The organism is Bifidobacterium sp. LH_743, assembly GCF_056355775.1.
In genome coordinates this window covers 80,190-94,068 of the sequence record NZ_JBKESZ010000009.1, presented here as the reverse complement: position 1 = coordinate 94,068, position 13,879 = coordinate 80,190, and the positions used below count along the sequence as shown (strand labels likewise).

The 13,879-nt window shown below is 62.1% G+C and carries 10 protein-coding genes; 5 read left to right on the top strand and 5 right to left on the bottom strand.

Annotated elements, in window-relative coordinates; translation table 11 throughout:
- Positions 1-338 precede the first annotated feature (338 nt).
- From rho to AC1ATL_RS09485, 4 genes are all read left to right on the top strand, one after another.
- Positions 339-2,378 carry a transcription termination factor Rho gene (gene rho / locus AC1ATL_RS09500; RefSeq protein WP_476570039.1) on the top strand — a complete coding sequence of 680 codons (2,040 nt, stop codon included), beginning with the start codon at positions 339-341 and terminating at the stop codon, positions 2,376-2,378.
- A 399-nt stretch (positions 2,379-2,777) separates the two neighbouring features.
- Positions 2,778-3,254 carry an Lrp/AsnC family transcriptional regulator gene (locus AC1ATL_RS09495; protein ID WP_476570038.1) on the top strand — a complete coding sequence of 159 codons (477 nt, stop codon included), beginning with the start codon at positions 2,778-2,780 and terminating at the stop codon, positions 3,252-3,254.
- A 125-nt stretch (positions 3,255-3,379) separates the two neighbouring features.
- Positions 3,380-3,793: a chorismate mutase gene (locus AC1ATL_RS09490; RefSeq protein WP_026646924.1), complete on the top strand. Its 414-nt coding sequence runs from the start codon at positions 3,380-3,382 to the stop codon at positions 3,791-3,793.
- Positions 3,794-3,936: 143 nt separating this feature from the next.
- Positions 3,937-5,871: a hypothetical protein gene (locus AC1ATL_RS09485; RefSeq protein ID WP_432624493.1), complete on the top strand. Its 1,935-nt coding sequence runs from the start codon at positions 3,937-3,939 to the stop codon at positions 5,869-5,871.
- A 159-nt stretch (positions 5,872-6,030) separates the two neighbouring features.
- Here AC1ATL_RS09485 and valS read toward each other — a convergent pair whose 3' ends face one another.
- The 4 genes from valS to AC1ATL_RS09465 form a co-directional block, all read right to left on the bottom strand.
- A complete protein-coding gene (valS, locus tag AC1ATL_RS09480) occupies positions 6,031-8,760 on the bottom strand; it encodes a valine--tRNA ligase (RefSeq protein ID WP_476570037.1) in 2,730 nt (909 codons plus the stop codon).
- Positions 8,761-8,875: 115 nt separating this feature from the next.
- Positions 8,876-10,423 carry an ABC transporter substrate-binding protein gene (locus AC1ATL_RS09475; RefSeq protein ID WP_432623879.1) on the bottom strand — a complete coding sequence of 516 codons (1,548 nt, stop codon included), beginning with the start codon at positions 10,421-10,423 and terminating at the stop codon, positions 8,876-8,878.
- A 142-nt stretch (positions 10,424-10,565) separates the two neighbouring features.
- Positions 10,566-11,231, bottom strand: coding sequence for an endonuclease III (gene nth, locus AC1ATL_RS09470; protein WP_476570036.1), 666 nt, complete (start codon positions 11,229-11,231; stop codon positions 10,566-10,568).
- A 110-nt stretch (positions 11,232-11,341) separates the two neighbouring features.
- Entirely contained in the window at positions 11,342-12,091 is a 750-nt protein-coding gene (locus AC1ATL_RS09465; RefSeq protein WP_476570035.1) for a winged helix-turn-helix transcriptional regulator, read from the bottom strand.
- Between the two features lie 171 nt (positions 12,092-12,262).
- On the opposite strand from AC1ATL_RS09465, the gene AC1ATL_RS09460 reads away from it, so the two are divergent.
- A complete protein-coding gene (locus AC1ATL_RS09460) occupies positions 12,263-13,048 on the top strand; it encodes a hypothetical protein (RefSeq protein ID WP_476570034.1) in 786 nt (261 codons plus the stop codon).
- 97 nt (positions 13,049-13,145) lie between these two features.
- Here the strand turns inward: AC1ATL_RS09460 and AC1ATL_RS09455 are convergent, their stop codons facing one another.
- Positions 13,146-13,712 (bottom strand): manganese efflux pump MntP, encoded by a 567-nt coding sequence (locus tag AC1ATL_RS09455; protein WP_432623871.1) that lies wholly within the window; start codon positions 13,710-13,712, stop codon positions 13,146-13,148.
- Between the last annotated feature and the right edge of the window lie 167 nt (positions 13,713-13,879).

Here is a 13,879-nt window from a genome sequence, read left to right as displayed (position 1 = left end):
ACGACGCCAGATACGACTCGAGGGACGCACCCCGGAGGAGTTCCGGGGCATGTCCCTCGCGGTCTAGGGCTGTATCCTAATTAACAGCGTCCAACAATCGGGGCGCAGTTCAGATACGCTGGCGGGCCCACGTTTTTTCATGCCGGATACGCGGCGCGCGAACCGTCCGGGGTGGGTGCGATGCCTGGTTTGCGTTGGTCTGGGCGGCGTTGTATGGTTATGGCAGTTCGCAACCGTGAGATTTCGCGGTGAACTTTCGTTCAACGGATTTTTCCGTAATTCTTTTTTACAGCTGTCGCGGGCGCATGCCTGTGGAAGCCAAGGAAAGGCAACTACCAGTGGCAACAAGCCCTAATCTCGATGATATGAAACTGCCCGAGCTCAAGGAGCTCGCCAAGCAGATGGGACTTCGCGGTATCTCTACCATGCGCAAGACCGAATTGATCGCAACGATCCAGGCCGCCCGTTCCGGTGGACAGGCGCCGGCCGGAGTCACCGTGCGCGCTCCGAAGCCCGTCTCCACCGTAGACGCTGATGTCAACACGGCGAAGAAAGACGATAAGAACGGCGCCGCCGACGATGCGAAGCAGAATCGTCCCGTCCGCGCCAAGAAGTCCAAGTCTGCGGAATCCGTCCACGTTGCGGAATCCGCGAACGCTGCAATCGCCAAGGATGCCGCGAATGCCGCGGCCGCCGTGGATACGCTGGAATCGCGCGAGGAGACGCCGAGGCGCCATCGTCATCGCGATGCCGAGGCCGGTGCCGACCTGCTCGCCGAGCTTGGCCTGGACGAACCGTCGCCGAAGCGTGAAGACCGCCGTCGCCGCCGCGACGACAATCGCAAGGATGACTTCGAACCGCGTCGCCGTCGCCGCACGTCGGACGAGCCGAAGGATGAGGACGTCGTGCGCGACCTCGACGACATCCTCGCCACGCTGCCCGCGCAGAACTCCTCCGAGGAGAGCGGCCGTCGCGATGACGCGGAGGAAGGCGAGTTCACGCGCCACACCCGTGGCCGCAACGACCGTCGTGGCCGTCGTATGCGTGGCCGAGACCGCGACTACGACGAACGCGACGACCGTCGCGACAGGGGCGATCGCAACGATCGCATGGAACGCGGCAATGACCGTGGCGATCGCATGGACCGCAATGCCGACCGTTCCGCGGATCGCAACGACCGCAACGATCGTAATGACCGCAACGATCGTAATGACCGCAACGAATCGAAGGAAGATCTCGTGCCGGTCGCGGGCATCGTCGACGTGCTCGATTCCTACGCCTTCGTGCGCACGTCCGGCTATCTGCCGGGACCGAACGACGTGTATGTCTCCATGGGACAGATCAAGAAGTACGGTCTGCGCAAGGGCGACGCCGTGCACGGCTCCATCCGCGCTCCACGAGAGGGTGACCGCCGCAACCAGCGCCAGAAGTTCGTGCCGCTGCAGTCCATCGACTCCATCAACGGCATGAGCGTCGAGGAGGCGCAGCATCGCCCGCAGTTCAACAAGCTCACCCCGCTGTATCCGCAGGAACGTCTGAAGCAGGAGACCACGCCGAACAAGCTCACCGGCCGTCTCATCGACATCGTCGCGCCGATCGGCAAGGGCCAGCGCGGCCTGATCGTGTCCCCGCCGAAGGCCGGCAAGACCATCACCCTGCAGAACATCGCCAACGCGATCGCGACCAACAATCCGGAAGTGCACCTCATGGTCGTCCTCGTGGACGAACGTCCGGAAGAGGTCACCGACATGGAGCGCACGGTGCAGGGCGAGGTCATCTCCTCCACCTTCGACCGTCCGGCCTCCGACCACACCACCGTGGCCGAACTGGCCATCGAACGCGCGAAGCGTCTGGTGGAGCTCGGCCAGGACGTGGTGGTGCTGCTCGATTCCATGACCCGTCTGGCCCGCGCCTACAACATCGCGGCCCCAGCCTCCGGACGCATCCTGTCCGGCGGTGTGGACGCGCAGGCGCTGTACCCGCCGAAGAAGTTCTTCGGCGCGGCCCGCAACATCGAGAACGGCGGTTCCCTGACCATCATCTCCTCCGCGCTGGTGGAGACCGGCTCCAAGATGGACGAGGTGATCTTCGAGGAGTTCAAGGGCACCGGCAACATGGAGCTGCGTCTGAGCCGCGAACTCGCCGACAAGCGTCTGTTCCCCGCCATCGACGTGAACGCCTCCGGCACCCGCCGCGAGGAGCTCATCACCGATCCGCAGGAACTGCCGATCATCTACCGTCTGCGTCGCCTTCTGGGCGGCCTCGAGCCGGAGCAGGCCTACCAGACGCTCGTGCCGCGTCTGAAGAAGACCGCGACCAATCGCGATTTCATGGCGTCGCTCATCCAGCAGAGCGGCAACGTCACCAACGGCAACTGAGGTTTCCTGAATCGTCGGAATCCGATTTTTCGGAATCGATTTCCTTGATTCCAAGGGGTCATGCGACTTTGATCATCGCATGGCCCCTTTTCCATACCATCCCGTTCCACACGCCCATGACCATTTTCTGGACATTTTTATGGACAATGAAATCGCAAAAAAGAAGATAAAAATACGAAAAAAACGAAGCGATGAAATAAATAATTTCTATTTTGATGGGGGTATTTGCAAAATTTAACAAAACGCGTATGGGTGGGTGTTTCTCCGAAGGTAAAATGCCCGTCGTTCCGCGCCGTTATGTGCGTGGTGGTGGGTATGGTGGGAGGGACAGTAACTTGGAACCGCAGTGGGGACGGCCGCTATGGCTGTGTGGCGACTTGTTGAAAAAAGGGGGTATGGATGGCCAATGATGATCATGGCATGGATGATGCACGTTCTATCGCAAGTCAGCTCGATGACACCGATGGTGTGATCCTCGACATTCTCGAGAACAATGGACGCGCCACACTGTCCCATCTTTCCGAAGCGACCGGTCTGTCCGTATCCGCGGTGCAATCGCGTGTGCAGAAGCTTGAGCGCCGTGGCGTGATTCGCGGATACAAGGCGATTATCGACGACGAGCGCCGCGGCCTCACGGTGAACGCCTACATCGCGGTCACGCCGACCGATTATTCGCGGGAAGCCGACATCCCCGACAAACTCAAGGACATCAACGGCATCATGTCCTGCGATTCCGTCGCCGGTTCGCCCAGCTTCATGCTGACCGTCCGCACCGAATCGCCCGCAAAACTTGAGGAGCTGCTGAACCTCATCCACCGCACGGTGCCGGTCAGCACCGAAACCACCATCGTGCTGAAGCGCTACTTCTCGATGTGATCCACGCGATGTGATTCGCGCGCTGCGATTCGAGTGATGCGCGCGATATGCATCCACGGGATATGTGACCCGAAAGATGATCCTACGAAATCCGTAGAGGTAGCCTTCGCGGTAGTCTGGAGACCATGAGCGACAGCGAACACGACTGGCCTCGGCCAGAAGAAGAAACCGAATCCGAAACCGTCATCGACGCGCGGACCGCGCGGAACAATCCCGAAGTGGCCGATGCGGTGGCCAAAATCGCCGCGTTGCGTCAATCCATCGACAATGTCGACACGGCCATCGTCTCGCTGCTGGCCGAACGGTTCAAATACACGTCCCAGGTCGGCGTGCTGAAGGCCCGCGCGGGCTTCGCCCCGGCCGACTACCAGCGTGAGAACTCCCAGATCGAACGGCTGCATCGTATCGCCGTCGAAGCCGGACTGGACCCGGACATCGCCGAAATGTACCGTGAATTCGTGGTGACCGAGGCCAAGCGCCGCCACAAGCGCATCGCCGAGGCCGGAGGAGACCCGGGCGTCCTCGACGTGTTCGCCTGATTCAAGCGGGTTTAGTTTTATCTGCTTATTCCTTTTTGCCCGTTTCGCGGCGATGCCGGCATGCGCGCGTCGCCGACGGGCAGACCGGGCATTACATTGAATGCTTTGGAAATGCTACTTCGATTGCGATTGTGAGGGACGGTATGCGTCACGCACCCACGATTCGTCCGCAGGCAGACCGCCGTCCATTCGCGGCGGCGGTTGCGGTCGCCGTCATCGCCGCCGTTCCGGTCGCGGCCGTCGATGTGACCGACGTGGCCGCCGCGGCCCATCAAAACGACCAATACGCGGCTGAAGCGGCACGAAACGACGTGATGAGCGCCTACACGTCCATCGACAGGCCCGGCCGGCTGTTCCTGACGCAAGGCGGCTCCTCCGCATCGCATGAATCGCAACGCGTGCCCAAAGGCGCCGTCCCGTCGCCATGGAAGGTGTCCGTCACCTTCAGCCTTGACGGACCGGACGTGAGCGCGGCCGACGTTTCCGGCGCTTCCGGCATGGTCGGCATACGAATCGACCTGCATTCCGTGGATACGGCCAAAACCGCCGGACTGACGCCGGTGGTCGCATTCACCATCCCCAGTCGAGTCGGCGACGATGTGACCGCAGATGACGGCGTGGTCGTTTCCGCGGGCAATACGTCGACGCTGGTCGCGACCGCCGGAAAACCCGGCGAGGACCTGACCTTCAGCACCTACGTGACGGCGAAACGCTTCTCCATGAGCTCGCTGGCCATCGCCGCGGTGGACGGCGACGCCGACCAATCGCTATCCGACCTCACCAAGCGCGCATCCACGCTGGTGGACGGGCTGACCAATGTCGGCTCGCAGCGCAATCGCAAGCTCATCGCCCAACTGGAAAAACTCCGTGACAACGAGAAGGCGCTGGCGGAACAGACCATCGCGGAACGCTCCAAAGAACACGATCAGGCGTTCGACAGCTACATCAACGCGTATGTCGGCTCCTACACCACGCACCTGTCCGGCTCCATCGGCAGTTCGACGCAGCTTCCCGCCATTCTCGGCACCGCCTCCGAACTGAACGGCGACACCCCCGTTGCCAAGGCCGTGGCGGAACTGGCCAACGCCGTCAACGACGTGAGCGCCGCGTACCGCCATGTCGGCGCGGCCGATGCGGTCGATGAGGTGATTCGCACCATAGAGCAACGCGGCACGTCCGGACTGGTGAGCGAGCTTACCAAACGTGTCGGCGAGGAAGGGCAGCGCGGTTCCAAGGACTACAGTTCCGGCCAATCGCAGCTTTCCGCAGCGATGATCCCGTATTCCATGGATTTCACCGACTCATACACGGCCCGGCTTAAGGAATTGGGAGCGACCTCCGGCAACGCGTCCGAATACGAGAACCAGGCGATCGCCGATGTGCGAGCCGGTATGAAAGGCAACGCGAAGCTCAAATCCGCGTACGACAAGGTTTCCGCCGCGATGACCACGTTGTCGGACGCCAGCGAGCATACCGGTCAGGCCAGCGCGTTCCATCAGATCGTCGTGAGGTTCGCCGACCAATTGGATTCGGATGATGAAGCCTCCGATACGGAGACTGCCGACGGCTCGTCCGTGCTGGATTCGATGCGTTCCGCTTCGGCCGGCCAGTCGTTGTGTGCGAAGGCCGAGAAGGTGCGTGCCAAGGCCCAGCGCAAGGCGGAGCGGGCGCAGGCCAAGAACACTTCGGACACGCTGACCAGCTTGGTCAACGACAAGAACGCCATCAGCATGGATGACGTGATGAGCTATGCGGGTGGATTGCGACCGTCGTTCGGCGCGGCCGCGGACACCACGTCGAAGAACGTGGCGAAGGTCGGGGGAGTGGACTCCTCGAAGAAGGACGATTCCGCCGCTTCCCAGAAGAATTCAACATCGCTTGCCGTCTCGCTGCCGATCTCCGGCTACGGATTGGCGAAGACCGGCTTCACGCCGGATAGTGGCGATCTGGTAGATGAGACGGTCGATTTGGCGGCGGCCGCGGAGATTCTGGACGATGCGATGCAGGCCGGACTGTCCGTCGCTCCCGGCAAGACCTCCGACGGCCCGCAGTACCTGCTGTCGGTTCCGGTGCTGTAAAGACTGCGTTGTAAAGGCCTGTTCCTGATTCGTTAGGGAGATGGACCTACATACGACAAAAGCCTCCTTTGCGATGCTGCGATGCAGCGATGCAAAGGAGGCTTTTGTCATTAGCTGGCAGCCCCCCCGTGAGGACTGCCAGCCGCTATGATCTCAAGATCACTTCTTCGGCTTCTTGGCCGGTGGTTCGCCCAGTTCGCTTTCGGCGACCGTCACGTCGGCGGCCTCGTCCTCGCCTTCGGCGGCGGCCGGAGCGGCGAACGCGATCGGACCGGTCACACGACCGGCTTCGGCGATATCGCCCAGCGCGGTTTCGACGGCCGCACGGACCTCGTCGGTGACGGCCAGCGTCACGGACAGAATCGGCGTCTTCATCGAAACCTTGGCCTTCGACTTGATACCACGCAGCGCGGCCAGAGCCTCGCCGGCATACGTCAGCAGGTCCGCGGAGGCGTCACCGGCGGCGGCCGCATACGTCTCGGCCTTCGGCCATGCAGCACGGTGCACGGAGCCTTCGCCCGCATGCATCCAGCTCCACACCTCTTCGGTGGCGTACGGCAGATACGGAGCCAGCAGACGCGCGAACGCGTCCAGACCCAAGCCCAGCGTGGTGCGTGCGGACTTCACCGCGGCCTCGCTTGGCACGTTGCCGGTCGAATCAGCGGTGCCGTAGGCGCGGTTCTTGACCAGCTCGATGTAATCGTCGCAGAACTGCCAGAAGTAGTTCTCGATGATCTCCAAAGCCTTGGAATGCTCGTAGTTGTTGAGGTTCTCGGTGGCTTCGCGCACCACGTCGGCCATCTTGGCCATTGCGGCGCGGTCCAGCGGCTCGGTCACGTCGGCCGGATTCCAAGTGGCGGTCGTAGGGGCTCCCACGTGGTGGTTCCCGTCCTCACGGCCGATGGCCAGGGCGAACTTGGTGGCGTTGAGCAGCTTGATGGCAAGACGACGGCCGATCTTCATCTGGCCTTCGTCGTACGTGGCGTCCAGGCCCAGACGGGCGGCGGCGGCCCAGTAACGCACCGCGTCGGCGCCGAACTGCTTGATCGGCTTGTCCGGCACGACCACGTTGCCCTTGGACTTCGACATCTTCTTGTGGTCCGGATCGAGGATCCAGCCCGACAGCGTGGTGTTGGACCACGGCAGGCACTTGTTCTCCAAGTGCGCGCGATCCATGGTGGAGAACAGCCAGGTGCGGATGATGTCCTGACCCTGCGGACGCAGATCCATCGGGAACGTGGCGTTGAAGATCGCCTGGTTCTCCTCGCCCGGCTCCTCCCAGCGGGTCACGATCTGCGGGGTGAGGGAAGAAGTCGCCCAAGTATCCATGATGTCCGGTTCGGCGGTGAAGCCGCCCGGCACGTCACGCTGGTCCTCGGTGTAGCCTTCCGGCACATCGTCGGTCGGGTCGATCGGCAGACGATCCTCGCTCGGAGTGATCGGGTGATCATAATCCGGGGTGCCGTCTTCCTTCACCGGGTACCACAGCGGGAACGGGACACCGAAGAAGCGCTGGCGGGAGATCAGCCAGTCGCCGTTCAGGCCATGCACCCAGTTCTCGTAGCGCACGCGCATGAAGTCGGGGTGGAAGTTGAGCTCCTTGCCGCGTTCGATGAGTTCGGCGTTGAGTTTCTCGTCGGTGCCGCCGTTCTTCAGGTACCACTGGCGGGAGGTGACGATTTCGAGCGGCTTGTCGCCCTTCTCGTAGAAGTTCGTCATACGCTTGGTCGGCGTCGGCTCGCCGTCCAGATCGCCGGAGGCGCGCAGCTCGTCGACAATGATCTTACGTGCGGAGAACGTGGTCTTGCCGGCGGTCTCCTGGAAGATGCGCTTGCCTTCCTCGGTTTCGATCCAATCCGGGGTGTCCATGACGATGCGTCCGTTGCGCTGGATGATGGAACGCAGCGGCAGGTTCAGGTCACGCCACCATTCGACGTCGGTCACGTCGCCGAACGTACAGCACATGGCGATGCCGGCGCCCTTGTCCATCTCGGCGGCCTTGTGCGCCAGGATCGGGACCTTGACGTGGAACAGCGGGGAGTACACGTACTGGCCGAAGTACTTCTTGTAGCGCTCGTCGTCCGGGTGCGCGATCAGCGCGCCGCAGGCGGCCAGCAGTTCCGGACGGGTGGTCTCGATGTAGATCGGGGTGCCATCCTCGAAGCGGAAGGCGACCTTGTGGTAGAAGCCCGGGTATTCACGGGATTCCAGCTCGGCCTGAGCCACGGCGGTCTGGAAGGTCACGTCCCACAGGCCGGGGGCATCCTTCTGGTAGGCCTCGCCACGGGCCAGGTTGCGCAGGAACGCCTTCTGCGCTACGCGCTGCGGGTGCTCGCCGATGGTGTGGTAGGTCTGGGACCAGTCGATGGACAGGCCCAGGGAACGCCACAGGGCCTCGAACTGCTTCTCGTCCTGGGCGGTGAGCTTCTCGCACAGCTCGATGAAGTTCTTACGGGAGATCGGCACCTGGTCCTTGGCGTCGATCTTCTTGCCGTCGGTGCCTTCGAACGGCGGCTTGAAATCGGGATCGTACTTCAGCGACGTGTCCACGCGCACGCCGTAGTAATTCTGCACACGGCGTTCGGTCGGCAGGCCGTTGTCATCCCAGCCCATCGGATAGAACACGTCGTAGCCGTTCATGCGCTTGAAACGCGCGATCACATCGGTGTGCGTGTAGGAGAACACGTGGCCCACATGCAGGTGGCCGGAAACGGTGGGCGGCGGGGTATCGATGGAATAGACGGCCTTGCGGTCGCGGGTGCCCTGGAACTTGTAGACTCCGCTCTCGTCCCAGACGCCACGCCACTTGTCTTCGAGACCGTCCACGCCGACCCTGTCGGGCAGCGGCGTGAGGTTCGCGTTGATGGTGTTATCTTGGCTTTCAGTCATAGTCGTTAGTCTAGAAAGCGAATGTGACAACTGCCATAGCGCCGGCTTCCATCGAACCGAATGCCGGAATCGCACGCAAATCGCGGAAAATCCGCAGCAAAAACGGCGCTGCCTCTCAGCCCAGCCTCACCTTGTCCAGCGGCAGCAGCCGGTCGGTCAGATTCTTCGGATATCCCTGCAGCTGGTCGGACACGGCGATGAAGTTCTTGCGCGTGTACAGCCAGTCGCTGGCGGCGTCCTCGCTGACGATGCGCGCGTAATCGCGCATGCGCGCCTGATAATCGTCATCGTTGGTGGCGGCCATGGCGTTGGCGTAGGCCTGCTGCGCGTCGCCGTTCTCGAAATGGAACACGGATTGGCCGTTCGCGAAAACGCTCGCGTCGCCTTCGCCGCTCATGGTGGTCAGCGCGATGTTGTACGTGCCCGCGTTCATGCGTTCCGTCACGTCCGCGGCGGAATCGAGCACCTCCAGATTGGCGCCGACGTTGAGGCTTTCGATTGCGGTCTTCACGGTGTCGCCGATGGTTTTGTATTGCTTCGGCACCAGAATGTCGATCGGTGCGATGTAGTTCGCGCCGAAGTAGGAGCGCATCTGCTGCCCCTGCCCGAGATTGTAGGGGTACAGTCCGCTCAGATCCTCATAGCCGTCCTCGAGCGGGCTGATTGGCCCGCCCAGCGCGGCATAGGCGTCCGGGCTATTTTTGGCGATGGACTGCGCGTCGATGGCGTACCGCGTCATTTTGCGGATCTGCTCGTCGGAGAAGGGGCTGTTCCCGTCGTTGTTGAACGCCAGCAGCACTTTGTCGAAGCTGATGCCGCTGACCGCCGTGATGCCGTCGGTCTTGCCGAGTCCGTCGGCGGCTGATGCGCTGAGCGGCAATGCCATGTCGATTTTCCCGGCTTTCATGGCGTTCGTCATCGCGTCCTCGTCGCCGTAGTAATACAGGGTCACCTGCGATGAGGCGGCTTTACCTCCCCAATACGAATTGTTGCGCTGCAGCACGATTTGCGATTTCGACGCGTCGGATACAGTGAACGGACCCGATCCGACCGCGGTTTTGGCGTAGTTCGCTTTGTTCTCTTGGTCGTACACGATGCCAGCGCGTCCGGCCAGCGCGCGCAGCAGCCGCGGATTCGGCTTGGACAGCGTGACGGACACCGTGTCCGCGTTCGGATTGGTGATTTCTTTCAGGTCGCCGAGCTGGTCGGAGCCCACGTAATGGTTGTTGATGGTGTTCTGCAGCGACCAGACCACGTCGGACGAGTCGAGCTTGTGCCCGTTGGAGAAGGTCATGCCGTCTCGCAGCGCGAATGTGTAGGTCAGTCCGTCGCCGGAGATCTGCCAGGAGGAGGCGATTCCCGGCTGCAGCTTGTTGGTGTCGCTGCGGGACACCAACGTCTCGTACACGTTGCCGAGCAGCGCCTGCTCCACGGCGGTGCCCTGTTCGGTGCGGATATCAAGCGATTCCGGCGCCTTGCCTTCGATGCCGACCGTCACGGACGAATTGGAGGAGAGCGTGCCGAAGGAGGCGATAGGGTTCTTGTGCTCGACCAGCGACAGTCCCAGCCACAGCATCACGCTGAGTACCGCCGCGACGCCGAGGAATATCAGCCATCGCGTGGCTTCGTCCTTGAGATTGCGCTTCCGCCCGTTTTCATCCATGCACCCGAGTCTAGTTGACGTGCGCTACACGGTCCGTTCTGGCCGGCGGACGCGTATAACGGACAAGCGTAAGGCGGACGATGCGTGCGATTCGCCCGGAGAACACGGCAGACTTGGTGAACACGGCAGACATGTTGGATACTTACGCGGCGAACGCGCTCGGACACGTGCCGTTGAGCGGGCAATCGGCGCAGTCCGGTTTTCGCGCGTGACAGATGGCACGGCCGTGCAGTATCAGACGGTGGGACAGATCCGTCCACTCCTCGGGCGGGAAACAGGCGGTGATCTCACGTTCGATGGCCACTGGATCGGGGGAGGGGGATGCCCAATCGGAACGCCACCGCAGACGCCTCGTCACCCGGATCACATGCGTGTCCACGGGGAATCCGGGCACGCCGAACGCGTTGCCAAGCACCACATTCGCGGTTTTGCGCCCCACGCCCGGCAGGGAGACCAGCGAAGCCATGTCGGCTGGAACCTTGCCGTCGAATCGTTCGCACAATTCATGCGAAAGCCCGATGATATTGCGTGTTTTCGTACGGAAGAAACCGATGGTGCGGATGATGTCCTCGACATGTTCGGGATTCGCGGCCGCCAGCTCGGCCGGTCCGGGATATTCGCCGAACAGCTCCGGCGTGACCGCATTCACGCGCTTGTCGGTGGTCTGCGCGCTGAGGACCGTGGCCACCAGCAGTTCGAAAGGCGAATGGAAATCCAACGCGCATTTCGGATGGGGAATCTCCTCGCACAGCAGTTCGTATTCGCCGTGCATGCGCGCGATCCGGGCCTTCTTCGATTCCCGAGGCATGCCTTCAGCCCACCCTTCGTATGCGGAAGCCAGCGGAACCGTCGAAATCCGCGAAAACCGACATGAGCCGGCGCGAATCAGCGGAACCGATGGCGTAATCGCAGGAAAACCTAGTTCTCGCCGGTCTCGCCATCCTCGTCGCGTGCCGCGTCCTTGGCCGCGGTCTCATGCTCGTTCTCCTCCGGAGGGTCGAAACGATAGCCGACGTTGCGCACGGTGCCGATGAGATGCTCGTATTCGCCGCCCAGTTTGGCGCGCAGACGACGGATGTGCACGTCGACGGTGCGGGTGCCGCCGTAATAGTCGTAGCCCCACACCTCCTGCAACAGCTGCGCGCGTGTGAACACGCGGCCGGGATGCTGCACGAGATATTTGAGCAATTCGAATTCCTTGTACGCCAAATCGATCGGATGACCATGCAGGCTGGCCGTATAGCCATTGGTGTCCACCACCAGATCGCCGGAGCGGATCAGACCATCCTCGTCCTGAACACCCTGATCGCCATGCCCCGAGGCCGTATTGACCGGCGCGTTGCCGCGTTCGGAGACCAGACGCAGACGCCCCTCCACCTCGGCCGGAGATGCCGTGGCGACCACCACGTCGGCGATGCCCCACTGCGAATTGACCACGGTGAAGCCGCCTTCGGTGAGGATGAGCACGATCGGCGTGGACAGGCCGGAGGCGTGAATCAGCCGGCACAGCGTTTTCGCGGTGGCCAGATCGTCGCGGGCGTCAAGAAACAGAATGGTGTTCTCGGGCATCTTCACCAGGCTGGCCGCATCCATCGGCAGCACGCGCACGCGGTGGGAGAGCAACGCCAACGAAGGCAGGACGGTAGCCGGGTCGCTAGCGAACGTCATAAGCGTAAGATCCGTCACGTCAGCTCCCTTTGTCTTATACTGTTGCCGCGATTGTACACGCGAAATGTGTTATCGGCGTTTCGTCGATTGTAGCCGAAGTATGTGGACACATACGGCTACATTTATTCATATTGCATACGTATTGACCATAATATGAAAAGGGGGTCGAGGATGGCCGCTGTGAAGGACGTTGCCCGGAAACCTGCGTCGAAGGTCGCCTTCGGAAAGGTTCTGGCGATTCAGATCGTCGCGTACGTGGTGTTGGTCGTGCTCGCGTTGATTCCCGGCATCACATACGGTAATCCGGCCAAGCCGGCCGTGGTGTCGTTCTCCGTCATCGGCTCGCTGGCGATGATCGCGTTGCTGGTGGTGTTCAGCCCGTTCCGTGACGGCGCTGCCGGACATGTGATCGCCGTTGTGGCCGGCCTGCTGTCGGTGGTGTGCGCCACGACGATGATGCTGGGACGCACGATTTTCCCCGCCGGTGTGGATGGCTCCAGGAACTTCTCCATGGAGGAAGGCTGGATCGCCGGCGTCGGCGGACTGCTGATCGTGCTGGTCATCGTGTCGTTTGGCCGCCAGATGGCACGCGAGAACCGCACGCACCTGATCCGCTCGCTGTCGCACGGCGTGGTCGAGGGCGCCGCCATGATCGCCAGCGCCGGTTGGTGCTTCCTGCCGACGCTGCTGCCGACCACGCGTGACAAGGCCATCGCGGTATCCGTGGCGGCCGGAGCCGATGGCGCTTTCGTTGGTCCGACCACCATGACGTGGGCCATCGCTGCGGTTGTCGTGGTGCTGGTGGCCGTGGTGCTCGGCGTGTGCTCGTACTTCTGGCATCGCGACGCCGACCCGGAGCCCGATGCACGCTCCCCGTGGATCGGCATCGCACTGCTGCCGGTCATGCTGACCGGTGCGGCGGTGGGCATCGCCGCATTTGCCGCCGTGACGTTCTGACGGAAGCTTCGATGGACGGCCGATAACGGCCCTATGACAAGAAAAGCCCGTAATCGATTGCGATTACGGGCTTTTGCGTTTGCTGCGGCCGGGGCGATCAGCCGATGAAGCCGAGATGCTCGAGCAGCACCTTCAGGCCGATGAGAATCAGCACGACGCCGCCTGCGATCTGCGCCGGCTTCTGCCAACGCGAGCCGAACATGCGGCCGATGACTAGACCGGCCGCGGAGAACAGGCCGGTGGTGATGCCGATGATGACCACCGACAGCCAGATGTTGAGCGTCATGAACGCGAGGCTCACACCGACGGCGAACGCGTCGATGCTGCAGGCCACGGCGAGCGGCAGCATGTGGCGCCAGTCGAATTCAGGGGTTTCCTTGGCGTTCTCTTCATCCTCTTCGAACGCCTCACGGACCATGTTGCCGCCGATTAGAGCCAGCAGGCCGAAAATGATCCAATGATCCACTGCGGTCACATATTTGCTGAACGTGCTGGCCGCGAAATAGCCGAGCAGAGGGAACAGCGCCTGGAACCCGCCGAACCACAGGGCGGTTTTGAACGCATCGATGCCGCGCAGCTTCTTGACGGTCAGGCCTTTGCCGATGGAGACGGCGAACGCGTCCATGGACACGGACACGCCGATGAGCAGAATCTGAATGAGCATAGCTGGTGAAAAAAGGTTCATCCCGCCGGTCTCCCCACGGGATGGGCCTCGACGGATTGCGTTCCGCCTACGCCTAGGGGTACCGACACAGAACTGCCGCACGCGGATGTGATATACGACGTCCAGCGGGCTTTGAATTCAGCGAATACTGTTCGCATGCCGTAAAT